Here is a 23,651-nt window from a genome sequence, read left to right on the forward strand (position 1 = left end):
CATGACCTCGGCCCGGCGCGAAGCTCGCGCCGGGCCGACGTGCGTCTCAGGGCCGCCAGCCCAGGCCGGTGGCGAACTCGTGGCTGCGCAACCGCCCGCTGGTCGCGGGAGCCAGTGGCGGGGTGGGGCCGCCCTCGCCCGAGCGGAAGCCCGCCCACAGCTCGCCGAACGTCGTCTCGGCGTCGCGCTGCGGCTCCCAGCCGAGCTCCTCCCGGGCGCGGTCGGTGCGCATCACCGGGATCTGCGCCAACAGGTCGAAGAGGCCGGGCGAAGCGGGGAGCAGGTGCGCCGCCCAGGCGGCCCCGACGCCGAGGCGGGTCAGCCGCGCCGGCACCGGCACCGCGCGCGCACCGAGCAGCCGGGCGATCGCGGGGACGTCGAGGGTCGGCCCGGTCGCGATGTTGAAGGCGCCACGGACCTCGCGGAGCAGTGCCAGCCGGTAGGCCTCCACGACGTCGTCGGTGTGCACCACCTGCAGGGTCACGCCGGGATCGGGCAGCACCGGCAGCGGCAGGTGCGAGATCAGCCGGGTCGGCGCGAGCGGCCCGGCGAAGAGCCGCCGCTGCTGCACCGAGGACTCGCGGCGGAAGATGAACGCCGGCCGCATCCGGACCACCCGGGTCGACGGGTTGTGCTGCTCGAACACGTCGAGCAGGCGCTCGACGTACGCCTTCTCGCGGCTGTACGCCGCCGTCGGGATCCCGTGCGCCGGCCACGACTCGTCGACCGGGCGCCGCCCGGGCCCGCGGCTGTAGACCCCGACCGACGACGCCTGGACGACGGTGCGCACGCCGGCGTCGGCCGCGGCGCTGAGCAGCCGGACCGTGCCCTCGACGTTGGCGCGCCAGGTCGCCCCGGGGTCGCGGGTCGGCTGGAACAACCAGGCGAGGTGGACCACGGCGTCCACTCCGGGGAGCAGGTCGCGCGGCACGTGCTCGGCGAGGTTGGCGGCACGCCACTCGACCCCGGCCGGTACGTCGTCCGGCTCGCGCCGGGAGACCGCGACGACCTCGTCCACCTCCGGGTCCGCGGCCAGCCGCTCGACCAGCCGTGAGCCGACGTTGCCCGTGCCGCCGGTGACGACCACCCTCATGACCGGCGACCGCTCTCCTCGCGGGCGGAGCGGTAGGCCGGCTCGCGCAGCCGGCGTACCCAGCCGTAGGGCTCCAGCCCCGGCACCGGGTTGGTGATCGCGTCGAAGGAGACCTCGGCGTCCGGCGCCGGCTCGCTGAGCAGCACCAGCTCGCCGAACTCCGCCCACCGCCCGATGCCGACGGACCAGAACAGCTCGAAGGTGCGGCCGTCCCAGCCGGCCTCGGTCGTCTTCGCGGCCGCGGCGATCAGCAGCGGCCCCGCCGGGCTCCGGTAGGGGAGCAGCGTGGTCAGCGGCCGGCTCGAGATCCGTCGGCCCGCGGTGAGCGTGAAGCGGGTGAGCCGGCCCAGCCCGGTCTGGGCGAGCAGCAGGTCGGCAGGCCGGCCGTCGACCGGCACGCGTACGGCGAGCCCGTGGATGTCCGGCACCGCGTCCGGGAGGCCGACCGCGCGGGAGATGCGCACCAGCGCCTCGTCGACCCCGGGCGTGTCGAGCCAGGGCACGCCGGACCCGGTCGAGCCGATCCGACGCAGCGTGGCGGTCACGATCTCGCCGCGCGGATGAAGCGGCTTCGGGTCGCGCCGGGCCCAGGTGAGCGCCCGGGCGGTGGTCCCGAGGACGCTGCCGGCGGCCGCCGCGGTCACGTCGGCGAGGCGGGCGAGGGGAGCAGGTGTGGTCGCCATGAGGGGGCGGTACCCGTTCACCCGAGATCCCCACGGGTCCCGCCGCGAGGTGCCACGATCGGAGGCGTGGCGCTCTTCGACGTGTCGGCGGACTCCTACGTCCGGTTCATGGGGCGGTTCTCGGCCCCGCTCGCGACCTCCTTCGCCGACTTCGGCCTGCGCGGCCTGGGTGAGGACATGAGCGTGCTCGACGTGGGCTGCGGGCCTGGGATGCTCACCGCCGAGCTGGTCCGCCGGCTCGGCGACGAGCGGGTCTCCGCCGTCGACCCGCAGCCGTCCTTCATCGCCGCAGTCCAGGCGGCCTACCCCGAGGTCGACGCGCAGGTCGCCTCCGCCGAGGACCTGCCGCACGAGACCGCGACCTTCGGCGCGACGCTCGCGCAGCTGGTCGTCCACTTCATGGCCGACCCGGCCCGCGGCGTGCAGGAGATGAAGCGGGTCACCGTGCCCGGCGGCCGGGTGTCCGCCTGCGTCTGGGCGCACGCCGACGACTCCGGACCGCTGTCCGGGTTCTGGCGCGCGGTGCAGCGGATCGACCCCGGAGCCGACGACGAGAGCGGTCTCACGGGCTCGGCCCGCGGCGAGATCGTCGCCCTCTTCGAGGGTGCCGGGCTGCGCGAGGTCACCGAGGAGCTGCTCACCGTGGCCCTGGAGTTCGCGACGTTCGAGGAGTGGTGGCTGCCGTTCACCGAGGCCGTCGGCCCGGCCGGGGCCTACGTCGCGAGGCTCGGCGAGGATCGCCGGGAGCGGTTGGTCACCGAGCTGCGCCGGGAGTACGGCGAGGGGCCGTTCTCGCTCCAGGTCGCCGCCTGGGCGGCGACCGGCCGGGTCTGAGTGCCGCGCCGGGCGGCTCAGTGCTCGGTGACCTCGACCTTGTCCGGGTAGAACGCCAGGTGCCCGGCGATCTCAGGCACCGCGTCGTACGGCGTCTCGTAGGACCACACCGCGTTCTTGACGGTCCCGTCCTCGGTACGGATCGAGAAGTAGGACGCGTCGCCCTTGTAGGGGCAGTAGGTCCGGTGGTCGGTCGGCTCGAGCAGCGTCAAGTCCGCGTCCTCGCGCGGCACGTAGAGCACCGCCGGGTAGCTCGACTCCTGCAGCGTCTGCGCGCGGCTGGTGTCCGCGATCGTCCGGCCGGCGACCCTGACCGTCACCCGGCGAGGGTTCGCGGTGACGGTGATCGGGTGGCTGGGGCCGGGAGTCAGGCGGGGCTTGCGCACGTCCGTGACGGTAGCGCGACGGACCGCACCGACCTGGTTGACGACGCGAGGCCCGGGGTAACAGCCCCCCATGACCAGTGGCATCGACCTCGGCCGGCCCACCAGTGGCGACGTACTCGACCTGATCACCGACGACCACCGGCACTTCGAGCGGCTGCTCGCCCAGCTGCGCGACTCGACGAGCGACCGCGACGCGGTGCGCCAGGCGTTCGCCCACGTGCTGATCGCGCACGGCGAGGCCGAGGAGGAGCTGGTCTACCCGGTTCTGCGCAGGCGCGCCACGGACGTCGGCGAGCACGAGATCGAGCACGGCCACGAGGAGCACGCCGAGGGCAACGAGGCGCTGCTGAAGGTGCTCGAGCTCAAGGGCACCGACACCGATGCCTTCCAGGACGCGGTCGAGAAGCTCAGCAACCTGATCGCGCACCACATCGCCGAGGAGGAGCTGACCATCATCTCGCCGGCCCGCGAGTCGGTCGGCGAGCGGGTGCGGCGCGAGCTGGGCGAGAAGTGGGCCGCCCGCCGCAACCAGCTCGTCGACGACGGCTGCGGCTCCCTCGAGAACGTACGGCGCGTGGTGGCCGCGGCCGAGCGTGAAGGGCTGCTCGACGACGACGAGTGACCGCACAGCCCCGACGGGTCCGGCTCGCGACTCAGATCATCGTGGAGCCGGACTCGACCACATCGCGACCGAGTGCCCTGCGCACCCGGTTGCGGTAGCGCCAGATCTGCGCGGCGCCCAGTGCCCACAGGACGTACTGCACGCTCATCGCCCACCGGAACGCGTGCGGCGTGTACTCCGAGGACGAGCCCGGCGTGAGGGCGTCGAGAACGCCGCCGACCGCGAACACCGCGATCAGCGCGGCCAGGAAGCCGCCCTGGTTGATGATCCCGCTCGCGCTGGCCAGCCGGTCCGGAGGGTTGCTGGTGCGGCCGACGTCGAAGCCGATCATCGACGTCGGCGACCCGCAGCCGCAGACGAGCATCAGCAGCACGAGCAGCCACAGCGGGGCGTGGCCGGGCCAGAGCAGCACGACGGTCCACACCGTCGCCATCGCCCCGACGACCGACAGGGAGACGCTCGAGCGGTGCCAGGGGTGCTTGCCGACCAGCCACCCGAGCACCGGCCCCGAGGCGATCGTGGCCACGACGATGACGCTGAGCAGGGTGCCGGCGGTGGTGTCGGAGACGCCCTCGCAGAGCACCAGGAACGGGAAGCCCCACAGCAGCGAGAGCACGTGGGTGCTGAACGGCGTCGCGAAGTGCACCCAGAAGCCGAGCCTGGTCCCGGGCTGCGCCCACGACGACCGCAGGCTGGTGACCAGCGCGCGGCGCGACATCGGGTGCCCGCGCAGGTAGCGGCGGTCCGGCGCGTCGCCGACGACGACCAGCAGCGCGACGAGCAGCACGGCGCCCAGCCCCGCGGCGATCAGGTAAGCCCGGGTCCAGCCGAGCGCGCCGAGCGCCCAGGTCATCGGCACGGCCGCCGCGATCGCCCCGATCTGCCCGGTGCTGCCGGTGAGCTGGGTGATCAGCGGGATCCGCCGAGGGGAGAACCAGGAGTTCACCAGGCGCAGCACGCAGATGAAGGTCATCGCGTCGCCGACGCCGACGAGCAGCCGGGCGCCCAGCGCCGCCGGATAGGTCTCCGCGAGCGCGAAGCCCGCCTGGCCCAGGCTGATCGTGACGATGCCGATCGTGAGCACGGTGCGAGGGCCGAACCGGTCGACGAGCAGGCCGACCGGGACCTGCATGCCGGCGTAGACCAGCAGCTGCAGCACCGTGAACGAGGCGAGCTGGCTCGCGGACAGGCCGAACCGCTCGGTGGCGTCGAGGCCGGCCACCGCCAGGCTCGTGCGGTGGAAGACCGCGAGCACGTAGATCGCGAGCGCGACACCCCACACCAGCCAGGCGCGCCGCAAGGTCACGTCGGGAGGGGTCACGCGGGGCCTTCCTGCTCGGCCTCCGCCACCGCGTCGGCCGCCTCGTCGATGATCGCCTGCATCGCGGCCCGGGCGGCGGCCGCGTCACCGGAGCGTACGGCGCGCGCGACCCGCTCGTGCAAGTCGACGGCCTCGGCCTTGGGGTGGGCCGGCATCAGGTCGTGGTGGGTGCGGCCGCGCAGCACCTCGGCGACCACGTCGCCCATCGCGGTGAGCATCTCGTTGCCGGTCGCCTCGAGCAGGATCCTGTGGAACGCGACATCGGCGGCGAGGAACGCCTCGAGGTCGCCGGACCGACCGTGCACGACCATCTCGCCGGCGGCCTGGGACAGCGCGCCGCACTGCTCCGGCGTCGCCCGCTCGGCGGCGAGCCCGGCGGCGACCGGCTCCAGCCCGCGGCGCAGCTCGCCCAGCGACTGCAGCTGCGCGAGCCGGTCCCCGGAGTCGAGCCGCCAGCGGATCACCCGCGGGTCGAAGACCTGCCAGGAAGAGCGGGGGAGCACGGTGACGCCGACCCTGCGGCGCGAGGCGACCAGGCCCATCGACGAGAGCACCCGGACGGCCTCCCGCGACACCGAGCGGCTGACGGCGTACTCGACGTCGACGGAGTCGAGGGTCAGCACGGTGCCGGGGGCGAGCTCGCCGCCGACGATCCGCCGCCCGAGCGCGTCGAGGACGTCGTCGTGGAGGGCGCTGCCGGCCATGGCCGCTCCTTCGAGCACAAAAATCAGATCAATTGCCACGAGACTCTTGCAATAAGCATATCAATGAACGCATCCTGTGACGACCCGCACACCGACAGGGAGACCTCGATGAACCGATCCGCACCGCTCGTCGTCGTGATGGGCGTCTCCGGCTCGGGGAAGTCGACCGTCGGCGCGGCGCTCGCACAGCGCCTCGGCGTGCCGTTCGCGGACGCCGACGACCTCCACCCGGCCGCCAACATCGCGAAGATGACCGCCGGGCACGCGCTCGACGACACCGACCGCGGGCCGTGGCTCGAGGCGATCGGCACCTGGCTCGCCGACCACGACGGGCGGGGCGGCGTGATGAGCTGCTCGGCGCTGAAGCGGTCCTACCGCTCGGTGCTCCACCGGCACGCGCCGCGGACGGAGTTCATCCACCTCGCCGGCTCCCGCGAGGTGATCGCCCGGCGGCAGGCCAGCCGGCCCGGGCACTTCATGCCCGCGTCCCTGCTCGACTCCCAGTTCGCGATCCTCGAGCCGCTCGCGCCCGAGGAGCACGGCGTCGAGGTCGACGTCGACCAGTCGGTGGACGCGATGGTCGACGAGGCCGCGGCCTACGTCGCCGGTCGCTGATCGCCGTACCCCAGGAAGGAAGCCATGCCCCACCTCATCGCCCTCGACGCCGCGACCGATCTGGTCCAGCCGGTCGCGTCCGACGGACGGCTGATCGCAGCCGCCCTGATCGGCATCGCGGTCATCGTCACCCTGATCATCGCCGCCAAGGTGCACCCGTTCCTCGCGCTGACGATCGGCGCGCTGACCGTCGGCCTGGTCGCCGGCGTCGACATGGCGACGGTGATCGCGAGCTACTCGACAGGGTTCGGCACGACCGCCGCGAGCGTCGGCATCCTGATCGCGCTCGGAGCCATGTTCGGCAAGCTGCTCGCCGACTCCGGCGGCGCGGACGAGCTCGTCGACACCATCGTGGGCGCCGCCTCGCCGCGGACACTGCCGTGGGCGATGGCCCTGGTCGGCGCGGTGATCGGCCTGCCGATGTTCTTCGAGATCGGGCTCGTGCTGCTGATCCCGGTGATCTACCTGGTGGCCCGCCGCTCCGGCCAGTCGCTGGTCGCGATCGGCATCCCCGCGCTCGCCGGCCTGTCCGCGATGCACGGACTGGTGCCGCCGCACCCGGGGCCGATCACCGCGATCGGCCTGCTGCACGCCGACCTCGGCATCACCCTCGCCCTCGGCGTCGCGATCGCGATCCCGACCGTGATCATCGCGGGGCCGCTGTTCGCGAAGGTGCTCCGCGGCATCGACGTACCGGTCCCGGACCGGTTCGAGGCTCGTGAGAACGCCGAGGAGCAGCGGCCCTCGTTCGGGATCACCCTGGCCTCGGTCCTGCTGCCGGTCGTGCTGATGATGGGCAAGGCGATCGCGGACATCGTCATCGACGACGTCGAGGACCCGGTGCAGAAGGTGTTCGACGTCTTCGGCACGCCGCTCATCGCGCTGCTGATCGCTGTCGTGGTCGGGATGTTCACCCTCGGCCGCGGAGCCGGCATGGGCCGTGAGGCGGTCTCCAAGTCGCTGGAGTCCTCGCTGCCCGCGATCGCGGGCATCCTGCTGATCGTCTCCGCCGGCGGCGGCTTCAAGCAGGAGCTGGTCGACACCGGCGTCGGCACCCTGGTCGCCGAGTGGGTCTCCGACCGGAACATCTCGGTGCTGCTGCTCGCGTGGGTGGTGGCGGTGCTGATCCGGCTCGCGACCGGCTCCGCCACGGTCGCCACGGTGACCGCGTCCGGCCTGCTCGTCCCGCTGACGTCGTCGCTCTCCAACGGCGAGATCTCACTGATGGTGCTCGCCATCGGCTCCGGCTCGGTCTTCTTCTCGCACGTCAACGACGCGGGCTTCTGGCTGGTCAAGGAGTACTTCGGCATGACCGTCGGGCAGACGCTCCGCACCTGGTCGGCGATGGAGACGCTGCTGTCGGTGTCCGGGCTCGCGTTCGTGATGGTGGCCAACGTCTTCATCTGAGACCACTCCTAGGGTGGGGCCCATGTCGGAGGTGCCGGTCGACGCGGTCGTCGACGAGGCGCGCTCGCTCCTGGGCCGCACCCTGTGGGGCCACGGGGTCGCCGTACGCATCACCGAGGTGGAGGCGTACGGCGGCCGCCACGACCCCGCGTCGCACGCGTTCACCCGCACGCCCCGCTCGGAGATCATGTACGGGCCGGCGTACCGCCTCTACGTCTACCGCTCCTACGGCATCCACCTCTGCGCCAACATCGTCACCGGGCCGACCGAGCACGGCGCCGCCGTGCTGCTGCGCGCCGGTGAGGTGGTCGACGGCATCGAGCTCGCCCGCGCGCGGCGCGGTGCGGTCCCGCGCGGCCCCGACCACCGGCTCGGGCGCGGTCCCGGCAACCTGGCCCAGGCGCTCGGCATCACGCTGACGGACCTCGGCACGCCGGTGCTGGAGGACGCCAGCCCGGTGCGGCTGGGCCCCGCCGTCGAGGACGCCGGCCCGATCGTCGCCGGCCCGCGGGTCGGTGTGTCCAAGGCGGCCGACGTCCCCTGGCGGTTCTGGCTCAAGGGCGAGCCGTCGGTCTCGGCCTACCGCCGGAGTCCGCGGGCGACGGTGGCGAGCGCAGCCCGGTCGGACGGCAGCCAGTCGACCGTCTCGAGCTGATCGGCCTCCAGCCAGCGGACCTCGTCGTGGTCGGTGTCCGGGGTCGGCTCGCCGGAGGTGATCGTCGCGAGGAACAGGCGGAGCTCGTAGCGATCGTCGATCGGCCAGGTGCCCAGCTGCTCGCCGATGGTCGCCTCGACGGCGAGCTCCTCGCGCAGCTCGCGACGCAGCGCGGCAGCAGGGGTCTCGCCCTCGTGCACCTTGCCGCCGGGGAACTCCCAGAGTCCGGCGAGCTCCGGCGGGTAGGTCCGCCGCGCCGCACACACCCGCCCCTCATCGACGAGGATCGCCCCCACGACGGTCTGCGTCATAAGGAGATCATCGCCGAACGCAGTTGTGCGGTTGATCCGAGTCACCAGGTGCCCCGGATCAACCGCACAACGTCCGAGGGGCAGCGCGGACACGGGTGGACCGCCCCCGCCCAGCCGCGCTCGTTGAGCCCGCGGCCGATCTTGACCGCGGTGGAGCATGGACGGTCGAAGACCTGGCCCCACCCGAGGCGCGCGGTCGCCCGGGCGGCTGCGAACACGTCGAGGTCGCGCTCCATGTCCCGGTCCCGCTGGCGCACCTTCGCGTGGAACGGTCGCCCGTCGAGCTCGACCACGACGAGGCCGCCGAGGTAGGCCGCGTCCCGGTAGAGCTGGCCCTTGAGCGACTCGCGGAACTGTCGCTCGGCAAGAGGGAGCCCGTGCGGCCGCTCGACCAGGGTGAGGTAGCCGTGCTCGAGAGTCGAGCACGTGCCCAACCGGATGTCGTCGACGACCGAGATGAGGAAGCGGCGACGGGCGAGCCGCTCGCGCCCGTCGATCGCCGCGGCGAGACGAGCCGCCGTTGTCTGTCGCCCCTGGACGGCGTCGGCGAGGTAGGCGACGGCGTCGACCTCGCGGGGTGCGTCTGCGGCGAGCCTGACGACGGCGTGCTCGATTCGCTCGCGCGGCGGCGAGGCGGTCCACAGCACCCGCCTCTGTATGTCAGCCGCGCGGTGGAGCCGCACCCCGGGTGGCTCGACGACGTTCCGGTGCCGGTCGACCATGACGTCGATCGGCTTTCCGTCGTCGTAGCCGGCGCGCCCGGGACCGTCGGCCGCCCGGCGTGCCGCCTCGCCGCAGAGCGCCGCCGGCTCGGAGAACAGGACAGCAGCCCAGGCGCGCTGCAACCAGGTCAGCGGGCCGGTGTGGTCGACGTACACGCCGTCGTGGACGCGGGCGATCTCGTTCCGGCGTCGCATCCGTCGCAGGTCGTTGACGTTCAGCCCGGCCTCGAGCGCCTGGCGCCGGTTGAACACACCGGCTTGTCGACGGATCAGCTCCTCCATGCGCAGGACCGTGGACCGCGCGCCGGCGAGTGGCAACCGTGCGTCCCCCGACCTGTGGACGGCCGCCCGAAATGCACTACGCGGTGGATCCGGGTCGCCAGGTTGCTCGGATCCACCGCGCATCTCACTGCAGCTGCGCGAGCTGCGCCCGGGTGGGGACGTACGGCGCGAACCGCAGCCGCATCCGGGCCTCGACCGGCGTCCGGTCGGCCTTGTGGGCGTTGCACCGACCGCAGGCCGCGACCGTGTTCTCCCAGGTCCAGCCACCGCCTCGCGAGGCGGGGAGGACGTGGTCGACGGTCGTGGCGCGCCCGCCGCAGTAGGCGCACGTGTGCCGGTCGCGGACGAGCACGCCACGCCGCGTGTAGCCGGCCGGGCGGTACATCCACTTCGCAGCGACGTACCGCACCAGCCGGATCACCTTCGGCCACGGGTGCGGACCGATCATCCGCTCGCCGTGCGCCTCCTCCACGGTCGCGACCTGCCGGAACAGCATCCGCACCGCGTGCTGGAACGTCACCGTGCCGAGCGCCTCGTAGGAGGCGTTCAGCAGGATCACTTGGGTCACCGCTGAACGCCTCCTCTCTGGTCTCGTCGCGGGTTCAGGCGACCTTCTTGGGCCGGCCGGGCTTCTTCACCGCGGCCAGCGGCTTGCCACCCTCGAGCAGCACGCCACCCCAGACGCCGTACTCGTCCCGGGCGTGGCCGAGGTCGAGGCACAGCGCCCGGACGGGGCAGTCGGCGCAGAACGCCTGCGCCGCAGCCAGACCCGCGTCGTCCACCGGGTGGAAGAACTCCGGGTCCGGGTGGTCGGCGCAGCGCCAGGCCAGTCCGGGGGTGAGGGGCGTGGGAGCCGTGAAGGCGATGGTCACGCCCTTGGTCTCGAACCGGTCCTCGTGGGCCGGCTTGGTCTTGGTGATCGAAATGGACATCTCCTTCACCTCCTGGTGTCGGGTGGGTCGGGTGGGTTGGTCGAAAAATGCGGAAGGCCGCCCCTGGCGCCGTTGCTGGCTACCTGGAGCGGCCCGGTGGAACCGGTGCCTGAGCACCTAGTCCATGGGCAGCTCCGATGGGCACGGCAGCCACCGCTCCACGCCCCTGCGGGCGCTGGAGCCGAGGCCGATGGGGCAGTCGAGGGCAGCCGGCATCACGCGGACCGCGGTGCGGTTCGCGTACTGCTGGAGGTGGCGGTGTTCCATCTCCGGCTCCCTTCTCGACGTGGCGCTACTGTCAGCCGGTCGTGACGACCGGCTGCAGCAGGGTAGATCCGCGGAGGGCCGCGGGCCTAACGAGTTTCGAGGCTCGGCGCTGGGGCGCCTCGCACCTCAACCACCGTTACTCGGGCCGGGCGCCGGGCTCGGCGGGGCGCGCGCCGGGCGAACCCGGGGGCGGCGCGGCTCCCTCGGGGAGGGGCAGCCGGCTGGTCCTGATCCAGTCGATCCCCATGTCGGTGGGGTTCTGGTGATCGATGGCAACGGCGAGCTGACCGCCCGGCACGACCCGAGCCATGCTCATCTGCGCGATGCAGTCGTCGAACACGGCGATGTAGGGCTCGGTGCCGTCCTCGCGCTCGACCCGGCCCTGGATGCGGTAGACCTCCGACATCCCGGCGTACGTCGCGATGTGCCAGACGCCGTCGATCGTGACGATCCCGTGCACACCGCCACCGTTGACGAGCTGCGAGTGCCGCATCATCAACATGCCGATCTCCATGTTGTTGGCGGCCTCGTTCATGTTGCGCGGGATGTCGGCCATCTGGCCGAACATGCCGGTGCGCTTGCCCTGCGACGCCAGGTACTGGTTGTTGGCGTCGTTCATCCGCTTCCAGTCACCGAACATGCCCATGGTGCGCTCCGCTCAGTAGCCCAGGAAGCGTCGGAACTGCTGCCCGACGGCCTGCGACTGACCCATCCGCGCCACCCAGCCGTCGAGGGCGGCCTTGGTGTCCTCGGCGGTCCAGCCCTTCTCCTGGGCGACCGTGATCATGCCGGCCTCGTCGTTGACGCCGCGGGCCTGGCACTCCTTGGCGAGGTCGGCGTAGTCCTGCAGCGAGATGCCGTTGATCGGCTCCCAGATCGGGTCGTCGTTGGCCACCGACGCGGTCGAGGGGCCGCCGAACACGGCCGGGTCGATCGGGCCCGCGCCCTGCACGTGCACGTAGCCGTCGCCGCCCTGCTGCTGCGGCGGCTGACCGGTCTGCTGCATCTGCTGCGCGGCCTGCTCCGCCGCCTGCTTCGCCTTGTTGAACAGTCCCATGGGGGTCCCCTCCCGGGGCAGAACCGAACCGGTCGCCGGGCGGCGGCCTTGCCCCCTGACGGTAGGCGCGTCAGGGGGCAAGGACCATGCCCGGACTAGACCGGCGGCGGGTCAGGCGGCGAGCTCGGCGGGCAGCGGCTCGAGCTCGTCGGCGACCTCCGGGGCGCCGCGCAGCCGCCACGGCACGACGGTGAGCAGGGCGACCAGCGCGCCCACCGAGGCGATGACCGCCGCGAACACCAGGCCGGGTCGGTAGGCGTCGAGCATCGTCGCCCGCGTCGGGTCGGCGGGCATCCCGGAGGCGATCATCGCGGAGGTGATCGCCAGCAGCACGGCGGGCCCGACCTGCATCGAGGTCTGCAGGACGCCGGCGGCGAGACCCTGCTCCTCGTTGCGGATGCCGTTCGTGGCCTGGATGTTGACCGCCGGGAACCCGATCCAGCCGACGGCGATGAGCAGCACGGCCGGGAGGATCGCGCCGACGTAGGACGCCGAGGTGTCGATCCGCAGGAACATGAAGTAGCCGATCGCCATCACCGTCAGCGTCGTCGCGATGATCCGGCCGGTGCCGAACCGGTCGACCAGCCGGTCGGAGAACAGCGCGGACAGCGTGACCATCAGCCCGACCGGCAGCAGCGCGAGCGCGAGGTGCAGCGGCGACCAGCCGATCGTGTCCTGGAGGAACAGGGTGACGATGAACTGCCAGCTGAAGTAGGAGCCGCCCATCGCCACGATCGCCAGGCAGGAGCGGATCAGCGTCGACGTGCGCAGGATCCCGAGCCGCACCAGCGGGTGCCGCACCCGGCTCTCCGTGACGACGAACGTCGTGAAGAGCGCGACGACCGCAGCGAACGAGCCGAGGGTGCGGACCGAGTCCCACCCCGCGGTCGGCGCCGACACGACGGTGTAGACGAGCAGCAGCATCCCGGAGGTGGAGAAGACCGCGCCGAGCAGGTCGTGGCCGCCCTCGGTGGCCGGCCGGTCCTTGGGCAGCAGGACGTACGCCGCCGCGAGCGCCGCGAGGGCGATCGGCACGGGCAGCAGGATCGTCCAGCGCCAGCCGACGCCGGTCAGCAGGCCGCCGAAGACCAGGCCGAAGGAGTAGCCGCCGGCGCCGAACACCGTGTAGATGGAGAGCGCCTTGTTGCGCGCGGGGCCCTCGGCGAAATTGGTGGTGATGATCGACAGGCCGGTCGGCGCCGTGAAGGCGGCGGCGAGGCCCTTGACGAAGCGGGTCAGGATCAGCAGTGGGCCGCTCGTGACGAACCCGCCGGCGAGGGAGGCGACCGCGAAGACCGTGAGCGCCAGCAGGAACACCCGGCGGCGGCCCATCAGGTCGGCGGTGCGTCCGCCGAGCAGCAGCAGGCCGCCGTACCCGAGCACGTAGCCGCTCACCAGCCACTGCAGCGAGGAGGTGGACATGTGCAGCTCGCTGCCGATGGACGGCAGGGCCACGCCGATCATCGAGACGTCGAGCCCGTCGAGGAACAGCACGATGCAGAGGGTGATGAGGAGGGCCCAGACCCGGGCGGTCCAGCCGGTGCCGGAGATGGGGAGCGTGGAAGACATGAGCATCACCATTCCATGCGTGTGCATTGAATGCAAGAGCAAATAATGTGTTTGCATGTTCGTAACATCTCGGCTACCCTCGGACGCATGCCGACCTCTGCCCGCAGCGCCTCTCGAGCCGAGCTCGTCGGCGAGTGGCGCGAGCTGCTGGAGCGGCACGCCAAGGTCAGCTGCGCGCTGGAGAAGTCGCTCAACGCGGAGCACGGCATCGGGCTGAGCGAGTTCGAGGTGCTCGACCGGCTCGTCGACGCCGCCAAGGGCGAGAACCGGATGTCCGACCTCGCAGCGGACATCTACCTCAGCCAGAGCGCGCTGTCCCGTGCCGTCGCCCGGCTCGAGGACGACGGCCTGGTGAGGCGCGCGATGTGCGACAACGACCGGCGGGCGATCTTCGTCTGCCTGACCGACAAGGGTCGCGAGGTGGCAGAGCGGGCGCGGCCCACCCACCGCGAGATCCTCGGTCGCACGTGGGACGTCGCGGCCGACTGAGCGGTCTGCACAATTGGTCCCTACGGGCCGGTGATCTGTCCTAGGTTGCCGTCATGCCTCCGGACGACGCGGACCCGCCGCCCCAGCGCTGGGACGAGTACGACGCACCCGGCGACTCGCCGGGCAGCGTGCTGCTGCCCGACACCCCGGACCCCTCCTCGACGCCGCCGCCGGTGACGCCCATGACTCCGCCCTCGGCGGACCCGCCGCCGTCGACGTGGGTCCCGGAGCAGACCCCGCAGCCGTTCGTGCCCTACGGGAGCGCGGGCGGAGGCCCGACGATCGGCGGCACGACGTTCGTCACCCTCGGCGGTGCGTCCGGCCGGATCGGCTCGCGGTGGAGCCTCGTCGGCGTGATCCTGGGCATCGCCGGTGCCACGGTCGGCGTCGGCGTGGCGATCTGGGCGGCCAGCGGCGGAGGTGGGATCGGGATCCACAACCCGCTCGACAAGCCGGACATGCATTCCCAGGCCGGCATCGACGACCTCAGCAGCTCCCTCGAGGACGCCGGCGCGGGCACGAAGATGTACAACCTGGTGCTCTACCCGGACTACGCGGTGGCCGAGGTCGCCGTCCCGGGCGGAAGCGGGTCCCGCTACCAGGGCTACTACTTCAGCGGCTCCCTCGACGGCGACTGGAGCGACGGGACCGCGCCGGACGAGAAGACCTTCGACCTCTCCCAGGTCGACGGAGGGCTCATCGGCGGGTTCTGCGACCGGGTGTCGAAGCTGCTCGACAGTCCCGGGGACTGCTACGTGGTGGTCGACCCCTCGGAGACGAAGGGCGACAAGACCTTCTACCAGGCCTACGTCAGCAACGACTTCACCGAGAGCGCCTACGTGACCTACGACGCCGACGGCAACGAGCTCTCGCACTACACCTCGTGATCACCCGATGATGCCGGCCGCGCGGCCGACCTCGGCGTACGCCCGCGCCAGGGAGTCGATCGTCTCGTGCGCGTTGAGCCCGCTCGGGTTGGGCACCACCCAGAGCTCGGCGCCGGCAAGCGGCTCGGGCTGGCGGCCCTGCACCGCCTTGGGAAGGCCGTACGCCGCGCGGTAGGCCGTGATGCCCGCGATCGCGACGACCCGCGGCCGCGTGCGCGCGACGAGCGCGGCCAGCTGCTCACCGCCGGCCCGCAGCTCCTCGTCGGTCAGCTCCGAGGCCTTCGCCGTCGCCCGGTGGACGACGTTGGTGATGCCGATACCGCGCTCGCGCAGCCGGTCCCGGTCGTCCTCCGTCATCCCGCCGGCCGGGTCGACCGGCTCGGTGAGGACGCCCGCCCGGTGGAGGGCGGGGTAGAAGCGGTTGCCCGGATGGGCGAAGTGGGTCTGCGTCGCCGCGGTCCAGAGCCCCGGGTTGATCCCGACGAACAGCAGCCGGAGGTCGTGCTCGGGCCGGGTCGGCAGCAGGTCGGGAACGACCGCGTCCCGGAACGACTCGAGCTCCGCCCGGGTGAAGGTACGGCGGCGCGGGGTCACGTCGGCATTCTGCTGGACGTCGACCGGGGCGGGGTGGGAACCGGGCCGGTGCGGGTAGCGTCCCACCTGTCATGCGGACACCTCTCGGACCTGCGCGGGCGGCCCTGGTCGCGGCGCTGCTCGCCTGCGGGCTGGCCTCGGCGTGCGGCGGTGGCGACGACAGCCACGCGAGCGACCCGGCCACCTCCTCGGCCGCCCCCTCGAGCGGCACCACGACGTCGTCGGGCGCCCAGCCGAGGGTGCTGGACGTCGTGGCGGCGCCGGCGTCCGGCTCGGGTGAGGTCGACCCGACACCGGTCGACATCAGCACGACCACCGGCTTCCAGGTGTTCGCGAAGTCGCTCGGCCCCGGGACGCTGGCCGACCAGGTGCAGGCGGTCGCGGACCGGGCGAAGCTCGCCGACGGGCTGCGCCCCTACGCCGCGATCATCGCCATCGGCTGCGACGTCCCCGACGCGTTGATCACCGGCGGGCCCGGGGACTGGCAGGTCGTCGCGGCGAAGGTCGCGAGCCCCAAGCCCGAGTGCTTCGTCGCCAACATGAGCGTCGCGGTGGTGGCGCTGCCCGGCTAGCGGTGGTGGTGCCGCCCGGCGGCCTTCGGCTTCTTGTAGATCACCTGCAGGCCGTTGGGGATCCACCGCTCCTGGCCGTCGGACGGGGTGTTCTGCACCTGCAGCCGGCCGTCCTGGCGGGTGACCAGCGTCGAGGACCCGCCACCGTCGAGGTTGAGCGCGTCCTCGGCGCCGAGCTGCTTCATCAGCCGGGCCTCCTGGACCATCGTGAACCCGGTCGTCGACTCGCGGCGCCCGTCCACGACGACCCAGATGATCTGACCGGCGTCGCGGTCGATGCCGACCATCGTCCGCGGGTGCAGCTCGCTGTCGTCGGTCGCGAGGATCTTGCCGTCCTTGAGCAGGATCGACTGGCCGGTGATCGCGAACGCCGGCCCCTCCGGCAGCCGCCAGCCCACCTGCAGCTTGCTCCCGACCTTCAGCGAGCGCAGCTGGCGGCGCTGCTCCGGTCCGCGCGCGACGAGGTAGGTGCCCTTGAAGGTGCCGGTCGGGAAGCTCGTCGTGTTGGTCATGACCCTGCCCTCCCGGATGTGCACCACGCGCGCATAGCGGGTGTAGCCGTCGACCCACCGGCTGCCGATCGCGGAGCCGAAGCGGGGCGTGTAGATCCCGATGCCGTTGGGCTTCACCTGCGGTGAGTTGAGGTTGCTGACCTTGATGTCGGGGTGGCCGGCGATCCAGGCCTCCGGGTGGAGCAGGTCGATGTGCGGCTTGTCCTTGCGGTCGATCCAGAACGCGTTGTTCCACCCGAAGTCGATGCCGTGCATGAGGCCGACGCCGCGTGCGCGGCCGAGCCCGAGCGGCGCGCCGCTGTCGCCGATGTCGAAGAAGTCGCCGTTGATGCCCGCGACGACGCCCGGCGTCTGCTTCAGGATGTCGCTCAGCGGCTCGTCCTGCTTCACCTTCGGCGCGTGCGCGTAGTCCATGGTGATGCCCTTGTGCCGCCACCAGGTCCGCACCACGAAGTAGCGCACCCGGCCGCGCGGGCCGTCCTGGATCCACTTCGCGACCCGGCAGCCGGGCGCGGCGTCGTACCACCACTTGCGGTGGGAGCTCGTCGTGGCGCGGAGGTAGTGCGGCACCCTCGGTGCGATCCCGCCGCGCTCGCAGTCGGAGGTCTGGCAGTGGCGGGGATCCTTCGGGTACGCCGCCGGCCGCCCGGCCGGGCCGTTGGGCTGCGGCGGGTTGCCCGGGTCGGCGTACGACGTCTGCGACGCGCCGACCAGCCCGAACGTCGCGGACAGGGCAAGGCACAGCAGCAGCGTGGGGAAGGAACGCATGGATTCGAGGTTAAGCAAAGGAGGCCCCGTGATCGGGGGTTTCGTGCGGCGTGGCAGGCATTGGCTGCCAGTCCGGCCGAGCCCGCTCGGACATGATGGGTGGGTGGCGGTGACCAACACGTTCTGCGAGGGCGACAACCTCGCAGTGCTGGCCGGCCTCCCGGACGCGTCGTTCGACCTGATCTACGTCGACCCGCCCTACAACACCGGCAACGGGTTCGCCTACCGCGACTCGTGGGGTCGGCACGCGGCCTGGGTGGAGATGATGCGGCCCCGGCTCGCGGAGGGGCGCCGGGTGCTCGCCGACACCGGCGCGATCTTCGTCAGCATCGACGACCACGAGGTGGCGCACCTGCGGCTGCTGATGGACGAGGTGTACGGCGAGGCCAACCTGCTGGCCCAGGTCGTCGTGAACCTCAACCCCAAGGGCCGGCAGCTGGGGAAGGGGTTCGCGACCTCGCACGAGTACGTGCTGGCCTATGCGAAGGACGCGACTCGCTGCGTGCTCGACGCGTCCTCGCCGACCACGGTCGACCCGGCGGACTTCCCGCTGGTGGCCGAAGACGGGCGGCGCTACCGCCGGCTGCCGCTGCGCAACACCAACAAGAAGTTCAACCCGGTCACCGCGCCGACGCTGCACTTCGCGATCTGGGGCGACCCCGGGTCGGGGGAGGTCCGGGTCGACCCGTTCCCCGGCGCCGTGGAGATCAAGCCGGTCTTCGGCGACGGGGCGCCAGCCGTCTGGCGCTGGTCCCGGCCGCGGATCGAGGCGCGACCGGACGACCTGGTGTGCCGGCGGGTCGCCGGCGCGATCGGCGAGCGCGTCGACGTCTTCCAGCGGGACTGGCTCGACGTGCACCACGACGGCACTGCCCGCCGCAAGAAGCTGCGCACGATCTGGCTGGCCGAGGAGGTCGGCTCCACCGACACGGCCGTCGCCGAGCTCAAGGTCCTGGTCGGGAAGGTGTTCGAGTCACCCAAGCCGACCGGACTGGTCCGGCGGATCCTCGGCACGATGCCCGATGACGCGCGGGTCCTGGACTTCTTCGCCGGCTCCGGCACCACCGGTCACGCCGTCGCGCTCGCCAACGCCGAGGACGGCGGTCGGCGTACCTGCCTCTCGGTCAACGACGCCGCCCCGGTCCGCAAGGACTCCGCCGCCGACCTGGCCGGCTTCCGCACCGTCGCCGACATCACCCGCGCCCGGCTGCGGGCGGTCGCCGACACGGTCGGCGGCGGGTACCACGAATCGGTGGTCGAGTAGCCGCCGAGGAACGAGGCGGCGTATCGAGACCTAGACCTAGGCCGTCCGCGGCTTGGGTGCCCCGAGCTCGACGACCTCGAGCTCGCCGTCGGCGTACTGCTTGCGCAGCACCTTCTTGTCGAACTTCCCGACGCTGGTCTTGGGGACCTCCTTGACGAAGGCCCAGTGCTCGGGCAGCTGCCACTTGGCGAAGTGCGCCTCCAGCGACGACCGCAGGTCCTCGGCGCCGGCGGAGGCGCCGTCGGCGAGCACCACGGCGACGAGCGGGCGCTCGTCCCAGTTGGGGTCGGGTACGCCGATCACCGCGGCCTCGGTGACGTCGGGGTGGGCCATGACGGCGTTCTCCATGTCGACCGAGGAGATCCACTCGCCGCCGGACTTGATCACGTCCTTGGAGCGGTCGACGAGGGTGAGGTAGCCGTCGGGGGTGATCCGGCCGACGTCGCCGGTGCGCAGCCAGCCGTCGTGGAACTTGGCCTCGTCGACCGCGACGCCGTCAGGCGCGTAGTAGGACGCGGTGATCCACGGCCCACGCACCTCGACCTCACCGAGGCTCTCGCCGTCGTGCGGCACGATCGCGCCGTCGTCGTCGACGAGCCGCGCCTCGACCTGGACCGGGAACTGGCCTTGGCTGATCCGGTAGGCCCACTTCTCGTCGCCGGTCGCCCCCGGCGGCGGGTGCGCGACGCTGCCGAGCGGGGACATCTCGGTCATGCCCCAGGCATGCACGACCGTCACGCCGTGCTCGTCGTCGAAGGCGCGCATCATCGCGGGCGGCACGGCGGACCCGCCGACGATGACCTGCCGCAGGTGCGTGATGTCCTGCGGGTGGGTGGCGAGCTGACCGAGGACGCCGGTCCAGATGGTCGGCACGGCGGCGGCGAAGGACGGCTTCTCGGCCGCCATCATCGCCAGGATCGGCTCGGGCTGCAGGAACCGGTCCGGCATCAGCAGCGAGGCGCCGCACATCAGCGCGGCGTAGGGGAGGCCCCACGCGTTGGCGTGGAACATCGGCACGATCGTCAGCACGTCGTCACGGGCGGAGAGGCTCATCCCGTCGCCGGTGCAGACGTGCATCGAGTGCAGGAACGTGGAGCGGTGGGAGTAGACGACGCCCTTCGGCTCCCCGGTGGTGCCGGAGGTGTAGCACATCGCCGCGGCCTGCCGCTCGTCGACGACGGGGTAGTCGTAGTCCTCGGACTGGGCGCCCAGGAGCTCGTCGTAGCCGTGCACCTCGACCCCCGCGGGTGCCTCGAGCGATGCCGGATCGCCGTTCACGACGACGACGTGCTCGACTGCCTCGAGCTGGGGGAGCAGCGGCGCGAGGAGCGGCACGAGCGATCCGTCGAGGAGGATCACCTTGTCCTCGGCATGGTTGGCGACGTAGACCAGCTGCTCAGGGAAGAGCCGGATGTTCAGGGCGTGCAGCACCGATCCCATGGCCGGGATCGCGTTGTAGGCCACCAGGTGCTCGTTGTTGTTCCACATGAACGTCGCGACCCGGTCGGTCAGCCCGACCCCGAGGCTCGACAGGGCGTTGGCCAGCCGGCCGGCCTGGCGTCCGAGGTCGCTGTAGGACAGCCGGCGTACGTCGTCGCCGGTCCAGGTGGCGACCTCGCCGGCGGCCTTCGCCGTGCTGGCGTAGCGCAGCAGCGTCGCGAGCGAGAGCGGTCCGTCCTGCATCGTGCTGAGCATCGTGGTTCCCTCCGGTCGAGCGATCAGTTGACTCCGGCGGCCTTCTCGAGCGCGCCGAGCTCCTCGTCGAGGAAGGTCAGCAGCCGCTGGAGGTGCGGCACCGTCCGGCGGCAGCCGGTGAGGCCGAAGCCCATGTCGCCGTCGTAGGACGTGCAGGTGATGTTGAGCGCCATCCCGTTGATCGGGATCGACAGCGGGTAGGTGCCGGCGAGTCGGGCGCCGTTCCAGTAGTGCGTCGAGCGCGGGCCGGGCACGTTGCTGATGATCAGGTTGAACGGCGGCCGGACGACGCCCTGCATCCGCAGCAGGCCCGGCACGATCGCGGGGGCCATGCCGATCGCGCTCATCGCCATGATCTGCGACGGCGTCATCGAGGACAGCGCGTCCTTGCCGTCCTTCATCGAGGCGTGGATGGTCTTGAGCCGCCGCTCCGGGTCGTCGAGGTCGGTCGCCATCTTCACCATCACCGCACCCACGGCGTTGCCGCCGTCGGCCGAGGCGACATGCGACTCCTTGGCCTTGAGGCCGACGGGCACCATCGCGACCAACGAGGTGTCCGGGAGGGCGTCGAGGTCGGTGAGGTACTTCCGGATGGCGCCGCTGCACATCGCGAGCACGACGTCGTTGATGGTGGTGTTGCTGGCCTTGCCGATGGCGCGCATCCGCTCGATCGGCCAGTCCTGCGCGGCGAACCGCCGGGACCCGGTGATCTTCTGGTTGAAGATCGTGCGGGGGGCGTAGAGCGACACGGCGGACGTCTCGTTCCTGATGCCGCGGCGCAGGGTGCGGACCAGCGCGCCGGGCATGCCCGCCGCGTCCGCGCTGATCGCGAGTGCCGTGCGCATGACGTCCACGGGGAGATCGGGGATGCTGAGGCCGCGCGCCGCGTCGGCCGCGCCGGCCGCCGCGTCGACGACCACGTCGGCCGCCCCGCTCATCGCGCCGGCGGCGACCTCGGTGGCGGCGGCTGCCGCGCCGACGACCGCGGCGGTGGCTCCGCTGACCGCGGCCGCGATGGCGCCGGGATCGTTGTCGTGGTCCTCCTCCTTGCGGGACCTGCGCGACCGGACCGCTTCGGCCGACCACATCGCCTGCATGTTGCGGCGGTCGGGGTCGGTGCTGAGCACCTTCTGCAGCAGTCGCATCGCCGAGATGCCGTCGACCAGGCCGTGGTGGATCTTCGTGTAGAGCGCGACCCGGCCGTCGGCCAGGCCCTCGATCACGTGCGCCTCCCACAGCGGTCGCTCCCACGCCAGCCGCGTGGAGTGCAGCCGGCCGCAGAGATCGAGGAGCTCGCGGACCCGGCCGGGCTCGGGGAGCGCGCTGTGCCGGACGTGGTGCTCGATGTCGAACTGCTCGTCCGGGCGCCACACCAGCTGACCACCGGTGCGCACCGAGCGGTAGGGGTGCTTGAGGAACAGCGGTGCGATCTCCTCGACGTCGCGCATCTTCTCGTACATCTCGCGCACGTAGTTGGGTCCGGCGTCCTCCGGCAGCTCGAAGAGCTGCAGGCCACCGACGTGCATCGGCTGGTTGCGGGTCTCGGCCAGCAGGAACGCTGCCGAGGTCGGATCGATCGGCTTGCCGGGCAGCAGCCTGGGAGCAGAGACCACGGGTGCCCCTTTCGGGATCGGCTCGTGCGCGCGTTGGGTTGGGCGCGTGATCTGGCGATCCTTGCGCGGAGTGACCGCTGCCACAAGGACCGTCCCATCGCGGTATGGACCAGGAACCGTCCACAGGCAGCCCCGGACCGCGCGTCCTCCACAGGCCGCCCGGCGAGCAGGGCGCCGGGTCGGGCGTCGCTCCTAGGTTCGCTGCGCGCGCCGGAAGGACCGGCGCCGTCGAACACTCGGGAGTTGATCCGCATGCAGTTCCACGTCATCGGCCGGCGGTCGCCGTACGTCCTCCTCGGGGCGGTGGTCACCGCCCTCCTGCTCCTCGTGCCGGGCGGTGCGTCCGGCAGCCCGTCGCCCGCCGCCAAGATCCACGACCCCCCGCGCAAGACCATCGTGCGCGTCTCGGGCGACGCCGCCAACGGCTTCGGGATCCACTACTTCGACGGCACCAGCGACTTCCCGCCGACCGACAGCGAGGCGCTGGCCGAGTGCACGGAGTACGACGAGCAGGTCGACCGCGTGAAGTGCCGCACCCAGGTCCGCACCTGGTACTACGACCTCGCCGACATGCACCAGACGATCCACTACTACAAGGCGCTGCTGGAGGAGGCGACCGACTGAACCTGACACGATCGGGGGCATGACGGACCCGGATGCGCTGGTCCTGCACGTCGACCTCGACCAGTTCATCGCGGCGGTCGAGGTACGGCGGCGCCCCGAGCTGGCCGGGCGGCCCGTGGTGGTCGGCGGCCGCGGCGACCCGACCGAGCGCGGGGTCGTCGCGACCGCGTCCTACGAGGCACGGGCGGCCGGTGTCGGATCCGGGATGCCGCTGCGGGTCGCGCTCCGGAAGTGCCCGGACGCGGTGTTCCTGCCGGTCGACAAGGAGGCGTACGACGCGGCGTCGGCCGAGGTGATGGAGGTGCTGCGGTCGCTGGAGTGGGGTGGCGTGCCGGTCGTGCTCGAGGTGCTCGGCTGGGACGAGGCGTTCCTCGCCGCGGGGCCGGGTGCGGAGGACGGCGAGGAGCCGGAGACGTTCGCCGAGCGGGTCCGGCAGGCGGTGCTCGACGCCACCAGCCTCACCTCCGCGGTCGGCATCGGGGACAACAAGCTGCAGGCCAAGCTCGCCACGGGCTTCGCGAAGCAGAAGGTCAGTGGCGCCGCCGCCCCCGAGCGCACGCCGGAGTCGAACGTCGGGACCACGGGGACGGGGGTCTACCGGATCTCCTCGGAGCGCTGGTACGACGAGATGGGCTCGCGTCCGACGACCGCCCTGTGGGGCATCGGCGCGCGGACCGCGGCACGGCTGGAGCTGCTCGGGATCCGCACCGTCGAGGAGCTCGCTCGGTCCGATGCGCAGGTGCTCGCGGAGCAGATCGGACCGACGACCGGCCCGTGGCTGCGCCGCCGCGGCCGGGGCGTGGACCCGAGCCCGGTCGACGCGACGCCGTGGGTGCCGCGCGGCCACGGTCGCGAGGAGACCTTCCAGCAGGACCTGGCCGACTGGGCCGACGTCGAGCGCGAGACGGCCCGGATCGCTCGCCGCGTGACCGAGGACGTCGTCGCCGAGGGCCGTGCGGTGACCCGGGTCGGCCTCAAGATCCGGTTCCGCCCGTTCATCACGCTCACCCGGATCCACAAGCTCGCCGAGCCGACCCTCGACCCCGACGTGCTGGCCGCGGAGGCCGTCGCGCTGCTCGACCGCGTGGAGAAGGACCGCCCGGTGCGCCTGCTCGGCGTACGGCTGGAGATGGTGGAGCCCGAGGGCGGCTACTGACCGGTGGTCGAGGAGGT

The 23,651-nt window shown here is 72.1% G+C and carries 28 protein-coding genes; 11 read left to right on the forward strand and 17 right to left on the reverse strand.

Annotated features, from left to right (window positions below; translation table 11 throughout):
- Positions 1-46: 46 nt before the first annotated feature.
- Entirely contained in the window at positions 47-1,093 is a 1,047-nt protein-coding gene (locus ABD709_RS01060) for an NAD-dependent epimerase/dehydratase family protein (RefSeq protein WP_344771917.1), read from the reverse strand.
- Positions 1,090-1,776 (reverse strand): hypothetical protein, encoded by a 687-nt coding sequence (locus ABD709_RS01065; protein ID WP_344771918.1) that lies wholly within the window; start codon positions 1,774-1,776, stop codon positions 1,090-1,092. The genes ABD709_RS01060 and ABD709_RS01065 overlap by 4 nt, the downstream gene beginning before the upstream one ends.
- Before the next feature lie 66 nt (positions 1,777-1,842).
- On the opposite strand from ABD709_RS01065, the gene ABD709_RS01070 reads away from it, so the two are divergent.
- A complete protein-coding gene (locus tag ABD709_RS01070) occupies positions 1,843-2,610 on the forward strand; it encodes a class I SAM-dependent methyltransferase (protein WP_344771919.1) in 768 nt (255 codons plus the stop codon).
- A 17-nt stretch (positions 2,611-2,627) separates the two neighbouring features.
- On the opposite strand, the gene ABD709_RS01075 is transcribed toward ABD709_RS01070, so the two are convergent.
- Positions 2,628-2,996, reverse strand: a complete 369-nt coding sequence (locus ABD709_RS01075) for a DUF427 domain-containing protein (protein ID WP_344771920.1) — start codon at positions 2,994-2,996, stop codon at positions 2,628-2,630.
- Between the two features lie 70 nt (positions 2,997-3,066).
- On the opposite strand from ABD709_RS01075, the gene ABD709_RS01080 reads away from it, so the two are divergent.
- Entirely contained in the window at positions 3,067-3,618 is a 552-nt protein-coding gene (locus ABD709_RS01080) for a hemerythrin domain-containing protein (protein WP_344771921.1), read from the forward strand.
- Between the two features lie 31 nt (positions 3,619-3,649).
- Here the strand turns inward: ABD709_RS01080 and ABD709_RS01085 are convergent, their stop codons facing one another.
- Positions 3,650-4,939 (reverse strand): MFS transporter, encoded by a 1,290-nt coding sequence (locus tag ABD709_RS01085; protein ID WP_344771922.1) that lies wholly within the window; start codon positions 4,937-4,939, stop codon positions 3,650-3,652.
- Complete coding sequence (locus ABD709_RS01090) at positions 4,936-5,643, reverse strand: FadR/GntR family transcriptional regulator (protein WP_344771923.1); 708 nt, start codon at positions 5,641-5,643, stop codon at positions 4,936-4,938. Before ABD709_RS01090 ends, ABD709_RS01085 begins: the two co-directional genes overlap by 4 nt.
- A gap of 108 nt (positions 5,644-5,751) precedes the next feature.
- Here ABD709_RS01090 and ABD709_RS01095 point away from each other — a divergent pair, with 108 nt between their 5' ends.
- The 3 genes from ABD709_RS01095 to ABD709_RS01105 are packed head-to-tail and all read left to right on the forward strand — an operon-like array spanning position 5,752 to position 8,320.
- Positions 5,752-6,258, forward strand: coding sequence for a gluconokinase (locus tag ABD709_RS01095; RefSeq protein ID WP_344771924.1), 507 nt, complete (start codon positions 5,752-5,754; stop codon positions 6,256-6,258).
- Positions 6,259-6,282: 24 nt separating this feature from the next.
- A complete protein-coding gene (locus ABD709_RS01100) occupies positions 6,283-7,665 on the forward strand; it encodes a GntT/GntP/DsdX family permease (protein ID WP_344771925.1) in 1,383 nt (460 codons plus the stop codon).
- A 22-nt stretch (positions 7,666-7,687) separates the two neighbouring features.
- Positions 7,688-8,320 (forward strand): DNA-3-methyladenine glycosylase, encoded by a 633-nt coding sequence (locus ABD709_RS01105; protein WP_344771926.1) that lies wholly within the window; start codon positions 7,688-7,690, stop codon positions 8,318-8,320.
- On the opposite strand, the gene ABD709_RS01110 is transcribed toward ABD709_RS01105, so the two are convergent.
- The 8 genes from ABD709_RS01110 to ABD709_RS01145 all read right to left on the reverse strand — a co-directional run bounded on the left by ABD709_RS01110 (position 8,245) and on the right by ABD709_RS01145 (position 13,460).
- Positions 8,245-8,631, reverse strand: a complete 387-nt coding sequence (locus ABD709_RS01110) for a (deoxy)nucleoside triphosphate pyrophosphohydrolase (RefSeq protein ID WP_344771927.1) — start codon at positions 8,629-8,631, stop codon at positions 8,245-8,247. The genes ABD709_RS01105 and ABD709_RS01110 overlap by 76 nt on opposite strands.
- Before the next feature lie 41 nt (positions 8,632-8,672).
- Positions 8,673-9,635, reverse strand: a complete 963-nt coding sequence (locus tag ABD709_RS01115) for a type IV toxin-antitoxin system AbiEi family antitoxin domain-containing protein (RefSeq protein ID WP_344771928.1) — start codon at positions 9,633-9,635, stop codon at positions 8,673-8,675.
- Between the two features lie 124 nt (positions 9,636-9,759).
- Positions 9,760-10,203: an HNH endonuclease gene (locus ABD709_RS01120; protein ID WP_344771929.1), complete on the reverse strand. Its 444-nt coding sequence runs from the start codon at positions 10,201-10,203 to the stop codon at positions 9,760-9,762.
- 34 nt (positions 10,204-10,237) lie between these two features.
- Positions 10,238-10,567 (reverse strand): WhiB family transcriptional regulator, encoded by a 330-nt coding sequence (locus ABD709_RS01125; protein ID WP_344771930.1) that lies wholly within the window; start codon positions 10,565-10,567, stop codon positions 10,238-10,240.
- A 117-nt stretch (positions 10,568-10,684) separates the two neighbouring features.
- Positions 10,685-10,834: a hypothetical protein gene (locus ABD709_RS01130; protein WP_344771931.1), complete on the reverse strand. Its 150-nt coding sequence runs from the start codon at positions 10,832-10,834 to the stop codon at positions 10,685-10,687.
- A gap of 136 nt (positions 10,835-10,970) precedes the next feature.
- Positions 10,971-11,480, reverse strand: a complete 510-nt coding sequence (locus ABD709_RS01135; protein ID WP_344771932.1) for a hypothetical protein — start codon at positions 11,478-11,480, stop codon at positions 10,971-10,973.
- A gap of 12 nt (positions 11,481-11,492) precedes the next feature.
- Positions 11,493-11,891 carry a hypothetical protein gene (locus ABD709_RS01140; RefSeq protein ID WP_344771933.1) on the reverse strand — a complete coding sequence of 133 codons (399 nt, stop codon included), beginning with the start codon at positions 11,889-11,891 and terminating at the stop codon, positions 11,493-11,495.
- 111 nt (positions 11,892-12,002) lie between these two features.
- Positions 12,003-13,460 carry an MFS transporter gene (locus tag ABD709_RS01145; protein WP_344771934.1) on the reverse strand — a complete coding sequence of 486 codons (1,458 nt, stop codon included), beginning with the start codon at positions 13,458-13,460 and terminating at the stop codon, positions 12,003-12,005.
- 87 nt (positions 13,461-13,547) lie between these two features.
- Here ABD709_RS01145 and ABD709_RS01150 point away from each other — a divergent pair, with 87 nt between their 5' ends.
- On the forward strand, positions 13,548-13,949 hold the full coding sequence (locus tag ABD709_RS01150; protein WP_344771935.1) for a MarR family winged helix-turn-helix transcriptional regulator: 402 nt from the start codon (positions 13,548-13,550) through the stop codon (positions 13,947-13,949).
- Positions 13,950-14,002: 53 nt separating this feature from the next.
- Entirely contained in the window at positions 14,003-14,836 is an 834-nt protein-coding gene (locus ABD709_RS01155; RefSeq protein ID WP_344771936.1) for a hypothetical protein, read from the forward strand.
- On the opposite strand, the gene ABD709_RS01160 is transcribed toward ABD709_RS01155, so the two are convergent.
- The gene (locus ABD709_RS01160; RefSeq protein ID WP_344771937.1) at positions 14,837-15,430 is read right to left on the reverse strand and encodes a mismatch-specific DNA-glycosylase; all 594 of its coding nucleotides are present in this window, start codon (positions 15,428-15,430) and stop codon (positions 14,837-14,839) included.
- 71 nt (positions 15,431-15,501) lie between these two features.
- Between ABD709_RS01160 and ABD709_RS01165 the strand changes: the two genes are divergently transcribed.
- On the forward strand, positions 15,502-16,002 hold the full coding sequence (locus tag ABD709_RS01165) for a hypothetical protein (protein ID WP_344771938.1): 501 nt from the start codon (positions 15,502-15,504) through the stop codon (positions 16,000-16,002).
- Here the strand turns inward: ABD709_RS01165 and ABD709_RS01170 are convergent.
- Positions 15,999-17,282 carry a phosphodiester glycosidase family protein gene (locus ABD709_RS01170; RefSeq protein ID WP_344771939.1) on the reverse strand — a complete coding sequence of 428 codons (1,284 nt, stop codon included), beginning with the start codon at positions 17,280-17,282 and terminating at the stop codon, positions 15,999-16,001. The two genes, ABD709_RS01165 and ABD709_RS01170, sit on opposite strands and share 4 nt — an antisense overlap.
- A gap of 103 nt (positions 17,283-17,385) precedes the next feature.
- Here ABD709_RS01170 and ABD709_RS01175 point away from each other — a divergent pair, with 103 nt between their 5' ends.
- Positions 17,386-18,546, forward strand: a complete 1,161-nt coding sequence (locus ABD709_RS01175) for a site-specific DNA-methyltransferase (RefSeq protein ID WP_344771940.1) — start codon at positions 17,386-17,388, stop codon at positions 18,544-18,546.
- Positions 18,547-18,582: 36 nt separating this feature from the next.
- Here the strand turns inward: ABD709_RS01175 and ABD709_RS01180 are convergent, their stop codons facing one another.
- On the reverse strand, positions 18,583-20,241 hold the full coding sequence (locus tag ABD709_RS01180) for a long-chain fatty acid--CoA ligase (protein ID WP_344771941.1): 1,659 nt from the start codon (positions 20,239-20,241) through the stop codon (positions 18,583-18,585).
- A 23-nt stretch (positions 20,242-20,264) separates the two neighbouring features.
- Positions 20,265-21,854, reverse strand: coding sequence for a WS/DGAT/MGAT family O-acyltransferase (locus ABD709_RS01185; RefSeq protein ID WP_344771942.1), 1,590 nt, complete (start codon positions 21,852-21,854; stop codon positions 20,265-20,267).
- A gap of 243 nt (positions 21,855-22,097) precedes the next feature.
- Between ABD709_RS01185 and ABD709_RS01190 the strand changes: the two genes are divergently transcribed.
- Entirely contained in the window at positions 22,098-22,478 is a 381-nt protein-coding gene (locus tag ABD709_RS01190; protein ID WP_344771943.1) for a hypothetical protein, read from the forward strand.
- 19 nt (positions 22,479-22,497) lie between these two features.
- Positions 22,498-23,634 carry a DNA polymerase IV gene (locus ABD709_RS01195; RefSeq protein WP_344771944.1) on the forward strand — a complete coding sequence of 379 codons (1,137 nt, stop codon included), beginning with the start codon at positions 22,498-22,500 and terminating at the stop codon, positions 23,632-23,634.
- Positions 23,635-23,651: the final 17 nt, after the last annotated feature.

Source organism: Nocardioides panacisoli, assembly GCF_039537325.1.
Taxonomy (GTDB): domain Bacteria; phylum Actinomycetota; class Actinomycetes; order Propionibacteriales; family Nocardioidaceae; genus Nocardioides; species Nocardioides panacisoli.

What these genes read in the sequence shown, in the direction of transcription:
- ABD709_RS01060 (WP_344771917.1), bottom strand. Translation starts at nt 1,093, where the DNA reads ATGAGGGTGGTCGTCACCGGCGGCACGGGCAACGTCGGCTCACGGCTG.
- ABD709_RS01065 (WP_344771918.1), bottom strand. Translation starts at nt 1,776, where the DNA reads ATGGCGACCACACCTGCTCCCCTCGCCCGCCTCGCCGACGTGACCGCG.
- ABD709_RS01080 (WP_344771921.1), top strand. Translation starts at nt 3,067, where the DNA reads ATGACCAGTGGCATCGACCTCGGCCGGCCCACCAGTGGCGACGTACTC.
- ABD709_RS01090 (WP_344771923.1), bottom strand. Translation starts at nt 5,643, where the DNA reads ATGGCCGGCAGCGCCCTCCACGACGACGTCCTCGACGCGCTCGGGCGG.
- ABD709_RS01095 (WP_344771924.1), top strand. Translation starts at nt 5,752, where the DNA reads ATGAACCGATCCGCACCGCTCGTCGTCGTGATGGGCGTCTCCGGCTCG.
- ABD709_RS01100 (WP_344771925.1), top strand. Translation starts at nt 6,283, where the DNA reads ATGCCCCACCTCATCGCCCTCGACGCCGCGACCGATCTGGTCCAGCCG.
- ABD709_RS01105 (WP_344771926.1), top strand. Translation starts at nt 7,688, where the DNA reads ATGTCGGAGGTGCCGGTCGACGCGGTCGTCGACGAGGCGCGCTCGCTC.
- ABD709_RS01110 (WP_344771927.1), bottom strand. Translation starts at nt 8,631, where the DNA reads ATGACGCAGACCGTCGTGGGGGCGATCCTCGTCGATGAGGGGCGGGTG.
- ABD709_RS01115 (WP_344771928.1), bottom strand. Translation starts at nt 9,635, where the DNA reads ATGGAGGAGCTGATCCGTCGACAAGCCGGTGTGTTCAACCGGCGCCAG.
- ABD709_RS01125 (WP_344771930.1), bottom strand. Translation starts at nt 10,567, where the DNA reads ATGTCCATTTCGATCACCAAGACCAAGCCGGCCCACGAGGACCGGTTC.
- ABD709_RS01130 (WP_344771931.1), bottom strand. Translation starts at nt 10,834, where the DNA reads ATGGAACACCGCCACCTCCAGCAGTACGCGAACCGCACCGCGGTCCGC.
- ABD709_RS01135 (WP_344771932.1), bottom strand. Translation starts at nt 11,480, where the DNA reads ATGGGCATGTTCGGTGACTGGAAGCGGATGAACGACGCCAACAACCAG.
- ABD709_RS01140 (WP_344771933.1), bottom strand. Translation starts at nt 11,891, where the DNA reads ATGGGACTGTTCAACAAGGCGAAGCAGGCGGCGGAGCAGGCCGCGCAG.
- ABD709_RS01145 (WP_344771934.1), bottom strand. Translation starts at nt 13,460, where the DNA reads ATGTCTTCCACGCTCCCCATCTCCGGCACCGGCTGGACCGCCCGGGTC.
- ABD709_RS01150 (WP_344771935.1), top strand. Translation starts at nt 13,548, where the DNA reads ATGCCGACCTCTGCCCGCAGCGCCTCTCGAGCCGAGCTCGTCGGCGAG.
- ABD709_RS01155 (WP_344771936.1), top strand. Translation starts at nt 14,003, where the DNA reads ATGCCTCCGGACGACGCGGACCCGCCGCCCCAGCGCTGGGACGAGTAC.
- ABD709_RS01165 (WP_344771938.1), top strand. Translation starts at nt 15,502, where the DNA reads ATGCGGACACCTCTCGGACCTGCGCGGGCGGCCCTGGTCGCGGCGCTG.
- ABD709_RS01170 (WP_344771939.1), bottom strand. Translation starts at nt 17,282, where the DNA reads ATGCGTTCCTTCCCCACGCTGCTGCTGTGCCTTGCCCTGTCCGCGACG.
- ABD709_RS01180 (WP_344771941.1), bottom strand. Translation starts at nt 20,241, where the DNA reads ATGCTCAGCACGATGCAGGACGGACCGCTCTCGCTCGCGACGCTGCTG.
- ABD709_RS01195 (WP_344771944.1), top strand. Translation starts at nt 22,498, where the DNA reads ATGACGGACCCGGATGCGCTGGTCCTGCACGTCGACCTCGACCAGTTC.